Here is an 18,468-nt window from a genome sequence, read left to right as displayed (position 1 = left end):
GCGAGTACTTACTGGGTGGTGCCACGTCTTGCCTCTCGTTTCCTTACGTAGAGATCCTATTGGGTCCCTGTCCGGAAACTTCGGGGCACCTCAGTACCGTCCGCCGTCACGGCCGACCTGTCCATAGGTCGACTCGGAAGCCTGGATACCCTCACTGACCTGGATTTTTTCCGGGACGTTGTACGTTGACATGATCCCGGAGCAGGTTCCAGTCTTTCCAGGTTCTTTCTCGTCTGCCGTGGGCGAATGCCAGGCCGAGGAAAGGCCAACGGGAAAACGTCAGGCGATGCTTCCTTGGGAGAGGAGCAGCCGGGCATGCTCCGCGTTCGCCTGGCTCGGTCGCACCGTGATGCCGGCATGCACGGCGCCAGCGAGGTCGCGCGCGGCTGGCTGGCCGCGCCGAAGCCGGGCCCGGTTCATGCCTGCCCGCGGGGTGCGCGGGCCGGGCGGCGCGTCAGCAGCACGGTCATCGACCAGGGTGCGGCGTTCGGAGTCGCGCGCCATGCGGCGGTGCGCATCAGGTGGGCGAAGAGGCGCTCGACGATCCACCGCTTGGGCAGCACCACGCAGCGGCGCATGCATCGCTGCGCTTGGCGATCGCCAGGACCAGCAGGTGTTGGGCGTCGGCGACTTGGTGCAGCAGGCCCTCGACGTGCACGATCCCGTCCCTCAAGAGCAGGACGGTGAAGTGCGGTTCAGTTGGAACGGCGGCTGCCTCCGCCGGAGATACGATGTGCTCGGTCATCGGGAGACCACTCCTTGCGTTCGGGTGCGCTGTCCCGAATAGAGGTGGAGCCCGAGCCTCCGGTGTAACGGGCTGCGCCCAGGCCGTAGGACGAGATTCCCGTGTGGCTGGCCCCGGCAGCGGGCAGAAACGTTCGGGCCACCCCCATCTGCCACGGGGCCGGCCCGTTGTCGTGCGTGCGGTCCTTTAGGACGGGATCACAGATCGAGCAGGAAGTCGAAGTCTGTGTCCTTCGCGCCGAGCAGCCACGCCTTGGCCTCGGCCGGGGTGAAGACCTGGGGCAGGCGATCGGGGTTCTGCGAGTCACCGATCAGGACGTACCCGTCCTTGACGGCGATCCGCACGCAGTTCCCGCCGCCGCCGCTGTACTTGGACACGGTCCATGCGACCGACGTCAGGTCGAACGAGGACGGGTCCGGCTTCGCTGTCACTGTTCTAGCTCCTTGATCCTTTTCTTGAGGCGCATGCGCGTCTCGTCGGGGTCCAGCGCCCGCTCCCACAGATTGGTGAAAGTCGCGGTGTAGCGCTGCACATCATCTTCCCCGTCGAAGTACAACGAGCTGACCATCGTCTCGACCCACACAACCTGGCGGGCGGCCTCGGGGAAGGCCATCAGGACGAACGGCCCCGCAAACCCCGGGTGCAGTCCGACGGTGTCCGGCAGGATGCGGATGGTGTTGCGAGGGTCTTCGGACTCCTCCAGAACTCGTTCCAGTTGCCTCCTCGCCACGGCGAGGTCGTCGCCAGCGATGCGGAGCGCATGCTCGTCCACCAGGGCGCGGAACTCAGCGAGTGAACCATCGCGCACCTGCTGCTGGCGGTCCATGCGGACGTCCACGAGTGCCTTGACCTCGGAGGGACGCAGATCAGGCCGCATCTGGGCGATAACCGTGTAGGCGTAGTCCTCGATCTGGCAGAGCCCCGGCCAGATGTCCCGTTCATAGTTGGACAGCGCAGCGGCCCGGCGCTCCATCTTCAGGAAGCCCTCAAACTGCATGGGCCCCAGCAAGTGGGCGTTGCGTCGCCACAGGGCAGGACGTGGTCGACCGGCCGGAGTGGTGTCCGCCCCCAGTAGTGCCAGGATTTCTGAACTCTCGGAGTCGCTGGCCTGGTAGACCTCAAGCAGCGCTTCGATGAGATCCCGGGCCACACGTCGGCGCTGCCCTCGTTCGAGTCGGCTCAGCCCGCTCTTGTCGATCTTGACGCCGCGCAGGCGCAGCACTTCGTGGCCTGCAACGTCGCCCTGCGTGAGGTCCCGGCGTTCTCGCAAGTCCTCTAGGCGCAGGCCGACTTCACTGAGAGTCAGCGACCACGGCGTCTTCGCTTCTGGCATGGTGGCCAGTCTGACGGCTCGTCGCCCTCCCTACAAGCAATATGGTCGCGCAATTTGCTCGACCATATTGCTAATGGCTTGCCTTTGGGAGCATCCTAGCCAGGGTCACGAAGTGTGCAGCGCCCGTCGCCACGCGTGGAGGTCGCTCCGCTGCTCCGCTGTCCGCACACGCCCAGGGAGGGGCCGCCGCGATGCGTCGGACGCTGTTCAGCCTCCTGTTAAAGAAGCAGAACCTCACCACCTGGGAAGTGTTCTGCGTGCCCTACACGGCCACCGGCCGGGAGCTCGCCCGCGAGACCGGCAACCGCCGTCTCGCCACGGTCAGCCTGGGGCGTACCACGTTCGACCGATGGTCCTCCGGCAGCTGGTATGGCCGGCCCCGCGGTGAAGCGGCGCAGATCTTGGAGCGCATGTTCGGGCACCCCGTTGAGGTTCTGTTCAGCCCGGCACCGGATGCGAGCGAGTCCCCGGTGGCCGTGGGGTCGGTGACAACGCAAATCGGATCACGCTGGCCCAGTTCCAGCATGCTGATCCCGGCAGGCGGCCCCGCTGGGACCTGGGAGATCACCGGGCGCCACCGCCTGGACGGGACGAGCGCCGCAGTGCACCTTCTCCCGGTCATCAGGCGGGGCGAGGAAGCGAACCCCGACGACCTTAGCCAAGACGGCCAGCGCGACCTGGAGGGGTTCTTACGGCCGGCGCGCCGCGGATTCATCGTCGGTGTCGAGGAGCGACGCGGCGACCTGGACCTGTACGTCCGCGAAGCCGCGTCCGCCCGCAGGTCGGGCCGACCAGGACCGCAGTCCGCCGGAACCCTGTCGATTCCCTCGGCCTACCTCCTGGACGACCTCACGTATGGCATCGTCTGGGCGCTCACTCAACTCGACGACGGCCTCCTGGCCGACGACCAAGTCCTCGACAGCGAGCGGCACCTCATCAGCACCTACCTGTCCTTACCGAGATCAGCGCCCAGCCAGTTGCTCGTAGACCTCACCGCCGCAGGCAGCAGCTGGATGGGGTCGGCGTTCTGCGCCCAGCACATCCAGCAGGAGCTGGCCAACGCCACCGAGGTGCCTACCTTCTGGACACGCGAGCAGAGCGGGGAGGAAGCGGCCCCCTGGCTGTTCTTCAAACACAAGCTCGACTACCTCCAGGCGCTCACGCGCTTCCACAGTGCCTCTACGCAGACCGTCCGGGTCTTCTGCCTGCCTGAAGGTGAAGTCGCCCAGTCCGAGCGGTACGAGAGAGTCCTGCTGCTGTTGGCGATCGCCCTTATGGAGCGCGTCGGTATCCGGGTGCGGGTAATACCGAAGCCGGAATACTCAGAGGTGGACGGCGTGGCCCTGGTCCCCGGTCAGCAAGCCGTTGTCGCCAACTGGGTGCGGGTTCCCGGCGGGGCGCTCTGGGCCGCCGGCAGCACGTCGACCCGGGGTGACCTGCGCACGTACGCGGCAGCGTTCGCCGACGCACAGGGCAACGACGTCCTGTCGGGCGCTGCGGACTCGGCGAGCCGGCTGCGGGCCCTCTGCGGCTACCTGGGCCTGGACTGGGACTGGTTGACCTCCCGGTGCCGCTCCCTGGGTGAGTACGGTGTCGCCGGACTCGTTCGACCGCGTAGCCGCCTGCTGACGGTGAACGCGCTGGATGAGACCCTGCTCTTCCTCGGCAAGCTCACGTCCGACCAATGAGACCTGCCCACGCCGCCCCCAGGCATGAAAGGCCCTTCGTGTCCTCCGCTGACCGTGACCCGCACCGCTCCGTTCTCGTCCTGGCCCTCGGCGGCACCATCGCCATGACCCCCACCGCCTCGGCGTCCGGGGTCGCGCCCACTCTGACCGGCGCCGATCTCGTTGCCGCCGTGCCCGGCCTCCAGGGCACCGCGGTCACCGCTGAGGACTTCCGGAAACTGCCCGGCGCATCCCTGACGACCAGTGACATCGTCGACCTGGTGGGCCGGCTGGAGCAGGCCGATCGTGAAGGCGTCGACGGGATCGTGGTCACCCAGGGCACCGACACCCTGGAGGAGACCGCGTTCCTGGCCGACGTCTACTACCGGGGCAGCGCGCCGGTGGTCTTCACCGGGGCTATGCGCAGCGCCGCGTCAGCGGGTGCCGACGGTCCGGCGAACCTCCTGGCCGCCGTGCAGACCGCCACGTGCGCAACTGCACGGGAACAAGGGGTTCTTGTCGTCCTGGGTGACGAGATCCATGCCGCCCGGCACGTCCGGAAGATGCACACGACCAGTCCGGCCGCCTTCGGTTCCCCGGCGACCGGCCCGCTCGGCCGTCTGGTGGAGGGAACCGCGCGGCTCCAGCGCGCCCTGAAGAGGACCGGAGCCGTCCCGCTGCCGCTCGGCGCCCCGGGCGCCCCGTCCGAGGTGGAGGTCGTCACCGCGTCCCTGGGCAGCAGCGGAATCATGCTGGAGGGGCTGGAGGACAAGGTCTCCGGGCTGGTCGTGGCCGCCTTCGGTGCCGGCCACGTCCCCCAGACGTGGGTTCCCCGGCTGGAAGCGCTGGCGGCTGCGATGCCTGTCGTCCTCGCGTCGCGCATCGGCACCGGGCCCGTCCTAACCTCGACCTACGCCTTCCCGGGCTCCGAGAGCGACCTGTTGGCCCGGGGCCTGGTCGCCGCGGGCACGCTCGACCCGTACAAGGCCCGCCTGCTCCTGGTCGCCCACCTGGCCGCAGGCACACCGCGCTCGGAGATCGCCAAGGTCTTCCTCAATTACTCCTGATCCCGCCCAACCAGCACGAAGGACGCCCCCGACCATGCGCTTCGCCCAGGTCCGTTCCGGCCGGCAGTTCGTTCTCGCCCTCGACCACGGGGAGGACCTCCTCGACGGACTAGCGCAGTTCTGTGAAGAGCAGGACATCCGGTCCGGATACATCCCGACGTTCGTCGGCGGGTTCCGCTCTGCGCGCCTGGTGGGCTCCTGCGAGCCCCTCGCTGACCCCGAGGCCCCCCTGTGGGAGGAGATCACCGTCGAGACGCTCGAGGCGCTCGGTGGCGGGACGCTCGCGTGGGACCTGGAGAATGACTGCCTGGCACCTCATATTCACGTCGCGGCCGGCATCAAGGGCGCGTCGGCCGACGGGCGGGTGTCTCACTTGCTCGGCGCGAAGGTGCAGTTCATCTGCGAGATTCCCATCGTCGAATTCGTCGGCGACGCGCCGGGCCCGGCGCTGACGCGGCGCCGCGATCCGAACCTGTACGACGTCCCTCTCCTCGGCTTCGGCACGGGCAGCTGAGGGGGAGACCGCGATGCGCAGGTCGATCCTCTTCCCGAAGGTGGTCGAGGCTCGGCGCATGCGCGTCTACGAGACGTTCACGGTGCAGTTCGAGCGGGCTGCCAAGGAGGTAGCCCGGCTGGACGGTGACGCCACTCTCGCCTCGGTGTACGTCTCCCGGTCCACCTGGGACCGGTGGATGGTCGGGGACATCAAGGGGCTGCCGCGGCGCCCAACTTGCCGGATCCTGGAGCACCTTCTCGGCGAGACGGCTGAGCGGCTGTTCGGGCCGGCCCATCCGGACGCCCACCAGCGGGCCGAGACCGGGGCAGCAGCAAGTGCCGAACGCTCGCTGGGAAATCTCGGGTTGTCACCGCACGTCGCCGCTATGGAGTCGTTCCGGCTCGCGGACCGCCAGCTCGGTGGAGGCCACGTCTACCGGTCTGTGGTGCACTACCTCAACACTGTCGTCGCCCCGGGCCTCTTCAGCACGACGGACCAACGTGAGAATGGCGAGGTCGCGTTCGGGGCGGCGGTCGTGCTCACGGAGATGGCGGCGTGGATGGCTCACGATGTCGGACGGGACGACCTGGCCTCCGGGCACTTCGATCGCGCGCTGCGTCTGGCGCAGAGCCTTGTAGACGTGACCGCGGGCGCGAACGTGCTGGCGGGCATGAGCCACCTGGCCTTGCAGACCGAGCAGGTCACCGCCGCCGCTGACCTCGCCCGCAGCGGGCTGGCACGACTTGCCGTCGGCCCCCGGGTCCCGGCCCTCTCGGCCCGCCTCCACGCCATGGAGGCCCGCGCGCTCGCCCAGCTCAACGAGGGACGCGACGCCCAGCGGGCTCTCGACTCGGCACGTAATGCCTTGGCTCTTGCGCTTTCCGTTCCGACTTCGCACTGGGTGGCGCCGTTCGACGAAGCGGCGCTGGCCAGCGAGGCCGCCTCCGCGCTGCTGGATCTCGGCGCGCTCGACGCTGCGGCCCAGGAAGCGGAACGTGCCCTGGCGCTGCGCGACGCGAGCCGGGTCCGAAGCATGGCGTTCGGACAGGTCACGCTGGCGCGGGTCTTGCTGGCGCAAGAGCAGGTCGACGCGGCCTGTCAGGTCGGCGTGGAGCTGCTGACCGCTGGCCAGTCGGTCACCTCTCTGCGGCTGAGCAGTCAACTCGACTCGCTGCAGGCCGAATTCGATCGGTACCGCCAGGTGCCCGAGGTCCGCGACCTGCTCTCGCGTATGGCCGCGGCTGCTCAGCACCGTAGATTGCTGCTCGGCAGTCTCGCGCTACCGGAAGGTCCGCAGTGAACGATGCCCCCAGGCCGGGAGACCCTGGCCGCAACGCCTACCTGGCCGAAGGCAACGCCAAGCAGGCCCGGAAGCGGGCCGCTGCCGATGCCCTGGTTCGAGACGGGGACGGCCGACTGCTTCTGGTGAACCCGACCTACAAGGACGGGTGGGATCTTCCCGGGGGCATGGCGGAGGCCAACGAGCCCCCCGATGCCGCTCTTCGCCGGGAGCTCCGCGAGGAGCTCAGCCTCGACATCACCAGCCTGCGGTTCCTGTGCGTCGACTGGGTCGAACCGCATGGCCCATGGGACGACTACCTCGGCTTCGTCTTCGACGCTGGCGTTCTGTCACCCGAACAGGCCGCCAAGCTGAAGCCTTGCGACGAGGAGATCTCCGAGCACGGCTTCTTCGACGTCACCGAGGCGCTGCGTCTGCTGCCGGACCGGCAGCGGGCCCGAGCGCAACAAGCCTTGAAGGTGCTGGACGACGGGATTCCGCGCTACCTCCGCAACGGGGTGCCCTGCTGAACGGGGACGGCTGCGCGCCCGTCTCGGCTGGTCACCTCCCCGGAGAGGCTACGGTCCTCGGTAGGGCTCACCGTGCTTCGGATGCGGCGGAAGACCTCCTCGATCACCGTCAGGTCCTTGGCGCACAGGGGCCGGCCGAGAGAGTCAAAGTACCGGCCGACTTGTTGCCGATCGCCCACGCCGACGATCACCACTGCGTTCTGCACCTGGTGAAGGATGAACCGTAAGGCCACCCGCAGCAGGGCATCAGCGGACGAGCCAAACCGGTCGGACAGTACGGCGAGGCCGTGCGTGATAGCCGATGTCTGCATGTCCGTTCGGTCGTCCGCCAGGCCCTCCGTCCGCGGGCGGCGGCCGGCGAGGACGCCGTTGGCCAGCGGAGAGGCGACCAGCAGGCCGACGCCGCGGCGGGCGGTGAAGACGCCGAGGTCCTCGCCGTCTCCGAGATCGGCCAGCGGGAGCAAGCCGCTCGCCTGCGTCCAGACCACGTTGGGGCGAATCTGGTCGAAGAGGTCCAGGAAGCGGCGGATAAAACGGGCCGAGGAGCGGCCATCCGGGCCGCGCAGACCGATCGCTCGTATCTGGCCCAGATCCCGTAGCACGCGCATCTGCTCGATGACAGGGCCGAGGTAGCGGTCGCCGTTGCCGAAGTCGTACGACTCAAGGGTGTAGACGGCGAGTTCGTCGAGGTAGAGGTTCTCCAGAGTCTGTTCGAGCTGGTGCCGCAGGCGCGGACCGGCATACGGGTGGGGAGCAGAGCCCCGGACTCGGCCGACCGTGCTGGATACCCGCACGTTGTGGCCCGGGTTCTCCTTGAGGATCTTGCCGATGAGCCGCTCGGCGTGGCCGTACCGGTGGCTGTCTGCCGTGTCGATGAGTTCCACACCGGACTCCACGGCGCGGCGCAGCCCGTCGAGCAGTTGAGCGTCGTCCGGCTGAACGGCGGTCTGGGCCCACCGGGAGGTGCCTGTGCCGATGCCCAGAGGGCCCAAGAGCAAGTCCCGAGCCACGGGGCGGTGGGTGAGATCATTCGGCAGCATCAGTATGTGTCACCCGCTCGATGCAGAAAGACCGCGACGACTCGTTTCCCCGCGTCGTCGTACTGAACCCGCCAGGCACTTGCCAGTGCATTCACCAGAAACAAGCCTCTCCCGTCCACATCGTCATCGTCGGCCCGTACCGGATTCCGTGGCACCGCGGCCGTGTCCCGGCCGCCGTCGCGGACCTGGACAACCGTCCCCCACGGGTACAGATCGAGGGAGATGCCGAGGGCCTCTCCGGCGTGCTCGAGGGCGTTGCCCACCAGTTCGTCGGCGACCAGCACCACGTCGTCCTTGTACTCCTCGTCGGGGGTCTCCGTGAGCGCGCTGCGGACTATGCGGCGGGCGGCGCTCTGCGGCGCGTCGAGGCCGCGGAGGTCGAGCGCGGCATGCTTCACGGGGCCGCCGGCGGCGCGGCCTTGGCCGCGTGCCAAGGCCGTACTGGTGGGACCAAGCACGGGATCACTCCTCGCTGCGTTCGCGATGCCCGGGGAAACGGACTGGCAAGTCCTGGCGAATACCGTGGCCCATCACGCAAAGCTGGCGACAGCGAAACGGACCCCCCACTTCTCCCCACTTCGCCGCCGGGCTCGCGAACGTACCGAGGCGGGACGACAGTCACAGAGGAAAGGATCCGCACAAAGGATCGGGATTTGCGCAGCTCCCCCAGCACTGCGACCACGAACAAGGCGTCCTTTGCGCCCCGATTCTGACCGCGTGCTGACGCCGACAGGATTGCCGAGAGCGGCTTTTAGCTGGCAGAACGCAAATGAGGGGGACCCTTCAGCCCCACTATCCCACCCGCGAGCGCGCTTATCACCATTCACGCATTTCAGTCAAGCACTTCCAGTGAAGTGGGGTGAAGTGGGGGCGGCGCGGCCGGCCTCTAGCGGTGGGCCCTCACACAAGCCTCGACACACTGATTAATGACCGAATTCACCCCTTTTGCCTGCGGGACCGGTGACGCGTGGGCGAAATCCCGACTGTGCTCGCCGATGTCGAAGTGGGGAGAAGTGGGGGTCCGTTTTCGCTACCGACAACGCCCCCAAGGGGCAACGCTATTCACAGGTTCACGCAACGCCAGGCACACGTAATTCGGCTGGACAGCTCCGCCTGCCACCCGTTGTCTGCCGCGGCGAGGGCTTCCGCCGCAGCAGCCGGTCTCTTCCCTCGTCAACCCGCCCGTGCCATCCCCTCCAGCTCCGCTTCCCCCAAGGATTCGCCATGTGCCAGCACAAGCCCGCCTGCCCCTCCGCCCAGGCCACGGACCGCGAGGCCGCCACCGTGGTCTCGGCGCACCCGGACCAGGGCTGGTCGCTTCTGTGCAACGGCGTGGTGCTCTTCGATGACACCGGCGAGATCCTTCCCGACGGGAAGATCGTCGCCCCTCGTCGAGTGACCGGCGTCGTGGCGTGTGCCGCCGCATGACCAGCCATCGGTACATGCAGGGTGGCCTTCCGGTGCCGTACGTGACCGCGTGGACCGCGGAGACGCACACGGTGCCCCCCGTGGTCCTGCACCGCACCAGGCAAGGGATCGGCTACGCGGACGAGGTGCCGTACGACCGCGACATGGAAGGCGTGCTGTGGATCCGGCAGGCCATCGCCCCGGGATCCGGCAGGGCGTTGTTCCCGAGCGTCCACGCTCTGCGCCAGCGGCGGGCGATCAGCCGAATGCTGTGTCAGGTGTGCGGCGCCGACACCCTGGAGCAGGATCCGGAGCGGCAGTTGTTTCTTCTCAAGGACGTCGGCCGGCCAGTGGGCCAGGGAGAGCTGACCACCGCCGCACCAGTCTGCCCGCCGTGCGCGCTCATCGCGGTCAGGCACTGCCCGCATCTGCGCAAGCACGTCGCGGCCTGGGTCGAGCGGCCGGTGACCTGGGGAGTCACGGGCATTCCGTACGACCGGCGCACTCTGCTGCCTGTTCCCGGCGACGACCTCGCCATGGTCGCCTACGACGATCCCGCGGTCCGCTGGCTCGTGGCCACACGTCAGGTGCTGTCTCTCGAAGGCTGTACCGCCGCGAGCCTGAGCGACCTCAGCGCGACAGCCGGTGCCCGATGACCGAGGTGTCGACGTGCCCGTCCCCCGGCATCCGGCCGCGCTCGCCGGGACTTCGGTCCCGTCCGCCCCCCGTGCACCGCCGTGGCATTGGCCGAGCCGCACATCACCCGCTGCTACCCACCCGCGCTCCATGCCCCCGCAGGCATCGGGGCGCCCGCACCTACTGAGATGGATATTCCATGGCTGGGCGTATCGAGGACTACGCACTCATCGGGGACATGCAGACCGCCGCCCTGGTATGCCGGGACGGCAGCGTGGACTGGTTGTGCCTACCCCGCTTCGACTCCCCGTCGGTCTTCGCCGGGCTGCTCGGCACCAAGGAGAACGGCTTCTGGCGCCTGGGACCGGCCTGCGCCGACGGGGTGAACCCGCCGGCCGCCGACCGGCGGGACTACGACGGGGACTCGCTGATCCTCCGCTCGGAGTGGGACACCCTCCAGGGCACCGTGCGCGTCACGGATTTCATGCCGCCACGAGACGGCGCCCCTCAGCTGGTCCGAATCGTCGAGGGCCTGAGCGGCCAGGTGCAGATGTGCTCCGCGCTGCGGATGCGGTTCTCCTACGGCCGCGTGGCGCCGTGGGTGAACCAAGTCGGTGCCCGCACCGCGGCCGTGGCCGGGCCCGACTCGGTCTGGCTCGACGCCTCAGTGGCCTCGCGAGGTGAAGACCGCACGACATATTCCGACTTCACCGTTCGGGCCGGCGAGCGGATCGCCTTCACCATCAGCTGGCAGCCCTCCCACAAGGGCGAGCCCCCGCTCCCGGAGCCGTATTCGGCGCTGGAGACGACCGGCGAATTCTGGCGCGAGTGGGTCGACCAGTGCACGTACAGCGGTCCGTACCGCGATGCGGTGGTCCGCTCGCTGATCACACTGAAGGCGCTCACCTACGCCCCGACCGGCGGGATCGTTGCCGCCCCGACCACCTCCCTGCCGGAGGAGATCGGCGGGGTGCGGAACTGGGACTACCGGTACACCTGGCTGCGGGATGCGGCCATCACGCTCTCCTCGATGTTGCGCACCGGCTACCGCGAGGAGGCGCGCGCTTGGCAGGACTGGCTGCTGCGGGCGGTGGCCGGGGACCCGGAGAACCTACAGATCATGTACGGCATCGCCGGCGAGCGCGAGCTCGCCGAGGCGGAGCTGGATTGGCTGGACGGGTACGAGGGCTCTACCCCGGTCCGTATCGGCAACGGAGCTGCCGACCAACTCCAGTTGGACGTCTACGGCGAGACCATCGAGGCGCTGCACCTGGCCGACGAGGCCGGGCTGGCGCCGAACGACCACACGGCCGCCCTGCAACTCAAGATGATCGCCTACCTGCAGGACCACTGGAGGGAGCCGGACGAGGGCATCTGGGAGATCCGCGGCCCGCGTCGGCACTTCGTCCACTCCAAGGTGATGGCCTGGGTCGCCGTCGACCGAACCATCAAGCTGATCGAGGCTGGGCGCGCGGTCGGGCCGCTCCAGCAGTGGCGCGAGCTGCGGGATGCCATCCATCGGGACGTCTGCGAGAAGGGCTTCGACCAGGAGCGGAACACGTTCACCCAGGCGTACAGCTCCCGCGAGCTGGACGCCTCGTTGTTGCTGATCCCCCAGGTCGGCTTCCTGCCGCCCGAAGACAAACGCGTCATCGGCACGGTCGAGGCGATCCAGCGGGAACTGTCGACCAAGGACGGGTTCATCCTGCGGTACCGCACCGGCGGCCCGAAGGCGAGTCTGGACGGGCTGTCCGGTGACGAGGGCGCCTTCCTGGCTTGCTCCTTCTGGATGGCCGACGACCTCGCCATGATCGGCCGCGTCGACGAGGCGCAACAGCTGTTCGAGAAGCTCTTGGCCCTGCGCAACGATCTGGGATTGCTCGCCGAGGAGTGGGACCCGCGGCTCAAGCGCCAGGTTGGGAACTTCCCTCAGGCGTTCAGTCACGTGCCGTTGATCGACACGGCGCTGCGGCTCCAGCGCGCCCGTTCTCTTGCGGAGGCGGCATGAACCCGCAAAACCCGAGGGTTTTCGATCTGTTCCGCGCCTGTGCCGGCCCGGAACCAAGGCTGTTCCCCGTGGGTGCCCGCTTCGAGGTCCTCACACTGCCCGAGGGCGATGCCCGGGCGGTGATCGGAGTGCTGGCCCACCACGAGCCGCATCCGGTCGGCGCGGCCATCGCCGCCGACGGCGGGTGGAGTCTGCTGCTCCCGCCCGGCTCCCACTGGGAGGTGTGGCCGCCCGGAGCGAAATACCAGAACTCGGGCTCGTTGGTGGTGCCGCCGGTGATCGGAACCCAGAACGGCTCGCCGCGGTGGGCGAGGTTCGGCAACGCGGCCGGACGCGCCTTCACGGCCCCGCTCCTTCTGAGTCTTGCACTGGCCGCGATCAGCGCACACGAGGAGAACGACAGCGGTCCGGCGACGGTGCCGCCCCGCGTTGCGACACCCGAACTCGTATGAGGACCTGACCTGATGACCGCCCTGATACAGGACGCCGCGCTTGCCCTGCTCGCGCCGGGCTTCGTCTGCGCGACCGTTGCCGCCGTCCGCTACCGCCGGACAGCACACAGCCACGCCACCGACAAGGCCGAACGGGAGGAGGTCCTCCAACGAGCGCAGAGCCTTTCCGCTCTGCGGGACCAGGAGATACAGCACCTGGCCACGCACAGGCTTCCCGCGCTGGCCGGGGAGCTATGGGGCGGCTCCGGTGGCGACGCTGGGCAGCCGCTCCACCCTGAGCTGGCTGGCACCGTGTTCGCCCAGGCCGAGAAAGTGATCCTTCAATACTTCGGCACCCTTGCGGAGCAGGCGTCCACTCGCGCGGAGCAGGCGGCCCAGGCTGCCGTGCAGTCCGTGACACGAGCACTCCAGGCGCTGGTTTACGAGCAGCAGCGCGCGATCAGCTCGATGATCGACCATCACGACGACGAGAAGGTCCTGGCCGACGCCTACGAGATCGACCACGCCTGCAGCCAGCTCGCCCGCAAGGCCCAGATCGTCGGGCTCTTGGCTGGCGCGTGGCCGGGGCGGCAGCGAGACGAAACCCCGTTGCTGGACGTCGTGCGCGGGGCCGAGTCGCGCATCAAGGATTACCGCCGGGTGCGGATCACTGGGGAGCCCACTGAGTACGTCCGCAGCACCGTCGTCGAGCCGGTCGTCCTGGCCGTGGCCGAACTCCTGGACAACGCCGCCCGCAACTCGCAGCCGGGAACGACCGTGGAGGTGTACTTCGTCCACGCGCACAACGGCGTCAGCATCGTCATCGACGACGCCGGCATCGGGCTGACGCCGGAAACCCGCGCTGACGCCGCGCGGCTGCTGACCGGGAAGGAGCCGGTACGCCTGACGCAGCTGCGCAACCCGCCCCGGCTCGGGTTCCTCGGCATCGGCGCGCTCGCCGAGCGCTACAGCTTCCACGTCTCCGTGGCACAGCAGTCCGACCACGGCGGCGTGCGCGCGATCGTCCACCTCCACCGCGGCCTCCTCGTGCCCACCCCGGCACCGGCCGCACGGCAAGCGCAACTGCAGACGCCGCAGCCGGACACCGGCTTTGCCCCTTCCGGCTCTTCCCCGCACCCGCACCCGCACCCGCACCCGCCGGAGGCTCCCCAGAACAGCGGCGCGTATCCGGTGGCCGACGACGGCCTGCCCATGCGCCGCCGCGCCAAGCGTGCGCTCGGCCAGCCGGCCACCCAGCCTGCCAGCCAGCCGCCGACCGACGGCGGCCGCAACCTTGCCGCATTCGTCCGCGGCACACGAGCTCCCCACCAGAACCCCACCGACGAGGAGAACACCCAGTGAGCGCCCCTTCCGCACCCTCCGCTGACCTGAGCTGGATCCTGGACGAGCTCGTCAACGTGCCGCACATCCGGCACGCGGTGTTGCTGTCCGCCGACGGCCTGCTCACCGCCGCCTCCTCCGGCGTCGACCGGGAGTTGGGCGAAACGGTCGCCGCGATCGCCTCGGGCATGCAGTCCCTCAGCCGTGCGGGGGCCGCCTTCGCCAGCGGTGACCCCAACTCGCCGTGGGAGCAGACGCTGACGCAGTTCGGTAACTCCTTCCTCGTCCTCATGGCCGCGGGCGACGGCAGTTACCTGGCCGTCGGCGCCGACCGGGACGCGGACATCGGGGATGTCTCCTACCGCACGGTCAAGACGATCGACCGCGTCGGTCAGACCCTGGGAATCGCGCCGCGGCAGGACCGGACCGGCAGCGCGTGAACGGGTCCCGAGCCAGCGGCGGAGACCGGCTGGTCCGGGCCTACGTGGTCACCGGTGGCCGAACCGCCGCCGCGCGCAACCACTTCGACCACATCACCCTGATCAGCCTCTCCGCCTCCTCCCCCCACCTCGACCGCACCCGGCTGACCCCCGAGCACCGGGGCGCTCTGGACCTGCTGTCCATCAGCGCCTACTCGGTCGCCGAACTCGGGGCGCACCTGGTCCTGCCGCTGAGCGTGATGCGGATCCTGCTGGCCGACCTCATGGAGTCCGGCCACATCACCACCCAACGACAGATCACCCAGACCACTGGGCTCGACATCAAGCTCCTGGAGGACGTCCTTGCCGGGCTTCAACGCCTCTGACACCCGGGTGGCGCCGCCCCTGCGCGGCAACGAGCGCACAGCGAAGCTCCTGATCGCCGGCCACTTCGGCGCGGGCAAGACCACGCTCGTCCAGACTCTCTCCCAGATCACCCCGCTCAGCACCGAGGAGGTGATGACCAGCGCCGGCGTCGGCACCGACCACACCGACCTGCCGGGCAAGACCAAGACAACCGTCGCCATGGACTTCGGCCGGCTCTCGCTCAGCGACGACCTCGTGCTCTACCTGTTCGGCGCCCCCGGCCAGAAGCGGTTCTTCCCTGTCCTGCGTGACCTGTCCTTCGGCTCGCTCGGCGCGCTGCTCCTTACCGATACACGCCGCCTGACCGACACCTACCCGATCCTGGAGCTGATCGAGGGCCTCGCGCTGCCTTACGCCATCGCCGTCAACGCCTTCGACCACGCCCCGGTCCACACCGACGAGCGACTGCGTGAGGTCATGGACCTCGAGCCCTCGACACCGCTGGTGACGTGCGACGCGCGCGACAGACGCAGCTCCACCAACGCCCTGATCGTCCTGATGCGCCACCTGTTGTCCCTCGCCCCGGAGGCATCCCGTTGACCACGCCCCAGCCCGCATCCGGCCGCTGCCCCGCGCATGTCGGCGAGGCCGCCCGGCCCGACCGCCCCTTCCGGCCGCTGCCGATCTACGGTCCCGAGTTCAACGCCGACCCCCACGCCACCTACGCGCTGCTGCGCGCCCAGGGTCCGATCGCCCCGGTGGAGATCTCCCCCAGCGTATGGGGCTACTTGACCACCACCTACCGTTCCGCGCTGTACCTCCTGCGCAACACGCCGAACCGGTTCGCGAAGAACCCCCGCCACTGGCAGGCGCTGGCCAATGGCCAGGTCCCGCCCGACAGCCCGGCGCTGATGATGATGCAGCCGCGCGACAACGCGCTGTGGATGGACGGCCATGAGCACGCGCGGTTCCGTCACGCCATCACGGGGAGCCTGGCCCGCGTCGACACTCACGCCCTGGCGGCCACCGTCACCCAGATCGCCGACCAGCTCATCGACGCCTTCGCCCCGACCGGTGTCTGCGACCTGGTCGCCCAGTACACGGACCCGCTGCCGATGCTGACGGTGATCGAGGTGTTCGGCAGCCCGCCCGAGATCGGCCGACGCATCACCACCGCCATCGCCCGCCTGTTCGACACGGACCAGGACGCCGCGGCGGCCAACGCCGACCTGGAATACGCCTGCCTGGCCCTGACCCACCTCAAACGGGGAGCACCCCAGCGGGACGTCACCAGCTGGCTGATCGAGGCCGGTCTCAGCGACGAGGAGATGGTGCAGACGATCCTGCTGGTCATCGGGGCGGCCACCACCCCGAGCAGCAACCTGATCATGAACGCCCTCCAGCGGATCATCACCAACCCCCTGTTCGCCGGCAGCGTCCACGACGGCGTCCAGCCCGTCTCCGACGCCCTCGACGAAGTCCTGTGGACCGACCCTCCGGTCTCCAACTACAGCCCGCTGTACGCGCTGGGCCAGCAGACCTTCGAGGGCATGGTGCTCCAGCCCGGTTACCCCATCCTCGTCAGTTTCGCCGCGGCCAACGGCGACCCCTCCCTCGGCCTCGCCCCCACCTCCTACGCCGGCAACCGCGGGCACCTCGCCTTCAGCGCCGGCGTCCACGCCTGCCCCGCCCCCGACCTCGCCCGGATCATCGCGGAGACCGCCATCGAGCGCGCGCTCGACCGCCTGCCGCACCTGGCCCTGGCCACCACCCAGTTGATCCGCCGCCCCGGCACGTTCCACTCCGGCTTCATCGCTCTGCCCGTCCGCTTCCAGCCCGCAGCAGCCCTCGCCCCGACCGGAAGGTGACCGACATGACCACGCAGACGCCCGCCCGCTGCCCGTACCGGATCGACGGAGCCGGCACCGACATCCACGCCGAGGCCACAACCCTGCGCGCCCTCGGGCTGGCCACCCACGTCGAGCTGCCCGGCGACGTGGCGGCCTGGAGCGTGACCGACCCCGACCTGATCCGACGGCTGCTCACACACCCCGACATCTCCAAGGACGCCCACCGGCACTGGCCCGCGTTCATCAAGGGGGAGATACCCGCCGACTGGCCGCTGCGGGTCTGGGTCGAGGTCCACAACGCCCTGAGCGCTTACGGCAGCGAGCACACCCGTCTGCGCCGGCCGCTGGCGGCCGCGTTCAACCCGCGCCGGGTCCGCGCCCTTCGCCCGCAGATCACCTCGATCACCCGCCAGCTCCTGGACGAGCTCAGCGACACCGCTCCGGACGAGGTCGTCGACCTGCGGGCCCGCTTCGCCTGGCGGCTGCCACTGCTCGTCGTCAACGTGATGCTCGGCGTGCCCGAGGAGCTCCACGACGGCTTCCGGGCCGCGATCGGCGCCCTGTTCGACACCTCCCGCAACGAGCAGGAGGCCGCGTGGACTCCCAACACGGCGGGGGCAAGTTCCGCAGTGTGTTCGCGTCGATGATGGACACGCACGCAACACCGATGTTGAACGGGAGCTTCTCCGCACGAACCGGTCGCCGACTGTACGGCAGCGTGGTGGACGCGGTTCTTGCGATGGCCTCGATGGCCTACGACGATCAGCTCCCCGGTTTGGCGCAGCGCTACGACCTTCAGGCGATGCGGCTGGCCCAGGCGATCGGCGACCGCGCCCGCATCACTCGGGTCCACATCCACCAAGCCCGGCTGGCGGCAACGCAGGGCGGGCAGGCGGATGTGCTCGCTCACGCGCGCAGTGCTGTGCTGGCGGCCGAGGGAGCGCCTCCCCTCGTCAGGGCCTATGCGTGCGTGACCGAAGCTCGAGCATGGGCGCTGAACGGACAGCCGGATCAGGTCGTGGCGGCGGTGAAGCGGGCCCGCGAGTTCTTCGCCCGCGCGCAGAGCAGCACCGGTCCGGCCTGGCTGGAGTGGTTCGACTTCCGTGAGCTGGAGGGACAGACGGCGTGGGCGTTTGCCGTTGCCGGGCTGGCCGAACAGGGGGCGCAGGCCCTAAAGGAGGCGTCGGTCCTTTCATCGGACCGGACACGCGACACGGTGGAACTCCTGATTACCGAGGCCGAACTGGCGCGGCTGCGCGGTGACTCGGCCGAGCACGCGGCCGTGGCGAAGCGCGCCTCCCAGGCGTCCCAGCATCTGATGAGCCGTCGGCTCTCTGAGCGCCTCGACCGCCTGAAGGCGGGCGAGCCGCTGCGAGGCTTCTGACCACCTCGGCCCGCACTGGAGACACATCCGTACGCCGGGGACCGAGGCCGCCGAGTCGTGGCCCGGCGCTGCTCCGGAGCACGCCGACACAGGACGCTGGTCAGCCTGCTGGAAAAAGCTCGTGTCCAGTCCCGATGCTCATGATCTAGCGGTCCGAGGCCAGTTGGGACTACGCGGCGCGGAAGCGCTTAGTTACGTTCGTCGTCGGTGGTCTGCGTGACCGCGTGCTGGGGGAAGTCTCAGCCGCCTGCACTGTCGGGCCAGGTGATCTTGGCAGTGATCTCGCACGGCGGCCGTTCAGCGAAAGTGCCGAACGGACACCGGGTACCGACGTACAGCCAGCCCAGAAGCTGCTCCCTGTCGGCGACGCCGAGGTGTCAATCCCCTGGTTTCGTAGAGACCTCTCCTATGCGGCCTGGCACCTCTGGTCGCTCTTCTTGCGTGCTTCGGTGATGGTCCGTTCGAACTC

General features: G+C 69.0%; 22 protein-coding genes. 16 read left to right on the top strand and 6 right to left on the bottom strand.

Annotation, left to right across the window (positions count from 1 at the left end; genetic code table 11):
- Positions 1-279 precede the first annotated feature (279 nt).
- From ACZ3TS_RS40505 to ACZ3TS_RS40490, 4 genes are all read right to left on the bottom strand, one after another.
- A complete protein-coding gene (locus ACZ3TS_RS40505; RefSeq protein ID WP_467627594.1) occupies positions 280-504 on the bottom strand; it encodes a hypothetical protein in 225 nt (74 codons plus the stop codon).
- Positions 505-517: 13 nt separating this feature from the next.
- Positions 518-745 (bottom strand): hypothetical protein, encoded by a 228-nt coding sequence (locus tag ACZ3TS_RS40500; RefSeq protein ID WP_467627592.1) that lies wholly within the window; start codon positions 743-745, stop codon positions 518-520.
- Positions 746-942: 197 nt separating this feature from the next.
- Positions 943-1,176 carry a DUF397 domain-containing protein gene (locus ACZ3TS_RS40495; protein WP_467627589.1) on the bottom strand — a complete coding sequence of 78 codons (234 nt, stop codon included), beginning with the start codon at positions 1,174-1,176 and terminating at the stop codon, positions 943-945.
- Positions 1,173-2,078, bottom strand: a complete 906-nt coding sequence (locus ACZ3TS_RS40490; protein ID WP_467627587.1) for a helix-turn-helix domain-containing protein — start codon at positions 2,076-2,078, stop codon at positions 1,173-1,175. Before ACZ3TS_RS40490 ends, ACZ3TS_RS40495 begins: the two co-directional genes overlap by 4 nt.
- Positions 2,079-2,269: 191 nt before the next feature.
- On the opposite strand from ACZ3TS_RS40490, the gene ACZ3TS_RS40485 reads away from it, so the two are divergent.
- The 5 genes from ACZ3TS_RS40485 to ACZ3TS_RS40465 are packed head-to-tail and all read left to right on the top strand — an operon-like array spanning position 2,270 to position 7,117.
- Positions 2,270-3,766: a hypothetical protein gene (locus ACZ3TS_RS40485; RefSeq protein WP_467627585.1), complete on the top strand. Its 1,497-nt coding sequence runs from the start codon at positions 2,270-2,272 to the stop codon at positions 3,764-3,766.
- Between the two features lie 38 nt (positions 3,767-3,804).
- Positions 3,805-4,812 (top strand): asparaginase, encoded by a 1,008-nt coding sequence (locus tag ACZ3TS_RS40480; protein ID WP_467627582.1) that lies wholly within the window; start codon positions 3,805-3,807, stop codon positions 4,810-4,812.
- 34 nt (positions 4,813-4,846) lie between these two features.
- The gene (locus tag ACZ3TS_RS40475; RefSeq protein WP_467627580.1) at positions 4,847-5,326 is read left to right on the top strand and encodes a PPC domain-containing DNA-binding protein; all 480 of its coding nucleotides are present in this window, start codon (positions 4,847-4,849) and stop codon (positions 5,324-5,326) included.
- A 13-nt stretch (positions 5,327-5,339) separates the two neighbouring features.
- A complete protein-coding gene (locus ACZ3TS_RS40470) occupies positions 5,340-6,608 on the top strand; it encodes a hypothetical protein (RefSeq protein WP_467627578.1) in 1,269 nt (422 codons plus the stop codon).
- The gene (locus ACZ3TS_RS40465) at positions 6,605-7,117 is read left to right on the top strand and encodes an NUDIX domain-containing protein (protein WP_148013093.1); all 513 of its coding nucleotides are present in this window, start codon (positions 6,605-6,607) and stop codon (positions 7,115-7,117) included. The genes ACZ3TS_RS40470 and ACZ3TS_RS40465 overlap by 4 nt, the downstream gene beginning before the upstream one ends.
- Here the strand turns inward: ACZ3TS_RS40465 and ACZ3TS_RS40460 are convergent.
- Together ACZ3TS_RS40460 and ACZ3TS_RS40455 are read right to left on the bottom strand one after the other, a co-directional pair.
- The gene (locus ACZ3TS_RS40460) at positions 7,090-8,127 is read right to left on the bottom strand and encodes an aldo/keto reductase (protein ID WP_467627575.1); all 1,038 of its coding nucleotides are present in this window, start codon (positions 8,125-8,127) and stop codon (positions 7,090-7,092) included. The genes ACZ3TS_RS40465 and ACZ3TS_RS40460 overlap by 28 nt on opposite strands.
- Positions 8,128-8,156: 29 nt before the next feature.
- Entirely contained in the window at positions 8,157-8,615 is a 459-nt protein-coding gene (locus tag ACZ3TS_RS40455; RefSeq protein ID WP_359485517.1) for an ATP-binding protein, read from the bottom strand.
- 766 nt (positions 8,616-9,381) lie between these two features.
- On the opposite strand from ACZ3TS_RS40455, the gene ACZ3TS_RS40450 reads away from it, so the two are divergent.
- The 11 genes from ACZ3TS_RS40450 (at position 9,382) to ACZ3TS_RS40400 (ending at position 17,999) form a co-directional block, all read left to right on the top strand.
- Entirely contained in the window at positions 9,382-9,585 is a 204-nt protein-coding gene (locus tag ACZ3TS_RS40450) for a DUF5999 family protein (protein ID WP_148013095.1), read from the top strand.
- Positions 9,582-10,220 (top strand): hypothetical protein, encoded by a 639-nt coding sequence (locus ACZ3TS_RS40445; protein ID WP_148013096.1) that lies wholly within the window; start codon positions 9,582-9,584, stop codon positions 10,218-10,220. Before ACZ3TS_RS40450 ends, ACZ3TS_RS40445 begins: the two co-directional genes overlap by 4 nt.
- Positions 10,221-10,399: 179 nt before the next feature.
- The gene (locus ACZ3TS_RS40440; RefSeq protein WP_467627571.1) at positions 10,400-12,208 is read left to right on the top strand and encodes a glycoside hydrolase family 15 protein; all 1,809 of its coding nucleotides are present in this window, start codon (positions 10,400-10,402) and stop codon (positions 12,206-12,208) included.
- Complete coding sequence (locus ACZ3TS_RS40435; RefSeq protein WP_467627569.1) at positions 12,205-12,660, top strand: hypothetical protein; 456 nt, start codon at positions 12,205-12,207, stop codon at positions 12,658-12,660. The genes ACZ3TS_RS40440 and ACZ3TS_RS40435 overlap by 4 nt, the downstream gene beginning before the upstream one ends.
- Positions 12,661-12,672: 12 nt before the next feature.
- A complete protein-coding gene (locus ACZ3TS_RS40430; RefSeq protein ID WP_467627567.1) occupies positions 12,673-14,001 on the top strand; it encodes an ATP-binding protein in 1,329 nt (442 codons plus the stop codon).
- Complete coding sequence (locus ACZ3TS_RS40425; protein WP_148015018.1) at positions 13,998-14,420, top strand: roadblock/LC7 domain-containing protein; 423 nt, start codon at positions 13,998-14,000, stop codon at positions 14,418-14,420. The genes ACZ3TS_RS40430 and ACZ3TS_RS40425 overlap by 4 nt, the downstream gene beginning before the upstream one ends.
- Positions 14,417-14,785 carry a DUF742 domain-containing protein gene (locus ACZ3TS_RS40420; protein WP_222723906.1) on the top strand — a complete coding sequence of 123 codons (369 nt, stop codon included), beginning with the start codon at positions 14,417-14,419 and terminating at the stop codon, positions 14,783-14,785. The genes ACZ3TS_RS40425 and ACZ3TS_RS40420 overlap by 4 nt, the downstream gene beginning before the upstream one ends.
- Positions 14,763-15,365 (top strand): GTP-binding protein, encoded by a 603-nt coding sequence (locus ACZ3TS_RS40415; protein WP_467627564.1) that lies wholly within the window; start codon positions 14,763-14,765, stop codon positions 15,363-15,365. The genes ACZ3TS_RS40420 and ACZ3TS_RS40415 overlap by 23 nt, the downstream gene beginning before the upstream one ends.
- The gene (locus ACZ3TS_RS40410; protein ID WP_467627562.1) at positions 15,362-16,633 is read left to right on the top strand and encodes a cytochrome P450 family protein; all 1,272 of its coding nucleotides are present in this window, start codon (positions 15,362-15,364) and stop codon (positions 16,631-16,633) included. The genes ACZ3TS_RS40415 and ACZ3TS_RS40410 overlap by 4 nt, the downstream gene beginning before the upstream one ends.
- A gap of 5 nt (positions 16,634-16,638) precedes the next feature.
- Positions 16,639-17,262: a cytochrome P450 family protein gene (locus ACZ3TS_RS40405; RefSeq protein ID WP_467627560.1), complete on the top strand. Its 624-nt coding sequence runs from the start codon at positions 16,639-16,641 to the stop codon at positions 17,260-17,262.
- Positions 17,211-17,999: a transcriptional regulator gene (locus tag ACZ3TS_RS40400; RefSeq protein ID WP_467627558.1), complete on the top strand. Its 789-nt coding sequence runs from the start codon at positions 17,211-17,213 to the stop codon at positions 17,997-17,999. Before ACZ3TS_RS40405 ends, ACZ3TS_RS40400 begins: the two co-directional genes overlap by 52 nt.
- Positions 18,000-18,468: the final 469 nt, after the last annotated feature.

Source organism: Streptomyces sp. NPDC022910, from assembly GCF_055561075.1.
This window is presented reverse-complemented; position numbering and strand designations above follow the sequence as displayed.

Excerpts from the sequence above, each read along its gene's own strand:
- ACZ3TS_RS40505 (WP_467627594.1), bottom strand. The coding sequence starts at position 504 with ATGGCGCGCGACTCCGAACGCCGCACCCTGGTCGATGACCGTGCTGCT.
- ACZ3TS_RS40500 (WP_467627592.1), bottom strand. The coding sequence starts at position 745 with ATGACCGAGCACATCGTATCTCCGGCGGAGGCAGCCGCCGTTCCAACT.
- ACZ3TS_RS40490 (WP_467627587.1), bottom strand. The coding sequence starts at position 2,078 with ATGCCAGAAGCGAAGACGCCGTGGTCGCTGACTCTCAGTGAAGTCGGC.
- ACZ3TS_RS40485 (WP_467627585.1), top strand. The coding sequence starts at position 2,270 with ATGCGTCGGACGCTGTTCAGCCTCCTGTTAAAGAAGCAGAACCTCACC.
- ACZ3TS_RS40475 (WP_467627580.1), top strand. The coding sequence starts at position 4,847 with ATGCGCTTCGCCCAGGTCCGTTCCGGCCGGCAGTTCGTTCTCGCCCTC.
- ACZ3TS_RS40470 (WP_467627578.1), top strand. The coding sequence starts at position 5,340 with ATGCGCAGGTCGATCCTCTTCCCGAAGGTGGTCGAGGCTCGGCGCATG.
- ACZ3TS_RS40450 (WP_148013095.1), top strand. The coding sequence starts at position 9,382 with ATGTGCCAGCACAAGCCCGCCTGCCCCTCCGCCCAGGCCACGGACCGC.
- ACZ3TS_RS40445 (WP_148013096.1), top strand. The coding sequence starts at position 9,582 with ATGACCAGCCATCGGTACATGCAGGGTGGCCTTCCGGTGCCGTACGTG.
- ACZ3TS_RS40440 (WP_467627571.1), top strand. The coding sequence starts at position 10,400 with ATGGCTGGGCGTATCGAGGACTACGCACTCATCGGGGACATGCAGACC.
- ACZ3TS_RS40435 (WP_467627569.1), top strand. The coding sequence starts at position 12,205 with ATGAACCCGCAAAACCCGAGGGTTTTCGATCTGTTCCGCGCCTGTGCC.
- ACZ3TS_RS40430 (WP_467627567.1), top strand. The coding sequence starts at position 12,673 with ATGACCGCCCTGATACAGGACGCCGCGCTTGCCCTGCTCGCGCCGGGC.
- ACZ3TS_RS40405 (WP_467627560.1), top strand. The coding sequence starts at position 16,639 with ATGACCACGCAGACGCCCGCCCGCTGCCCGTACCGGATCGACGGAGCC.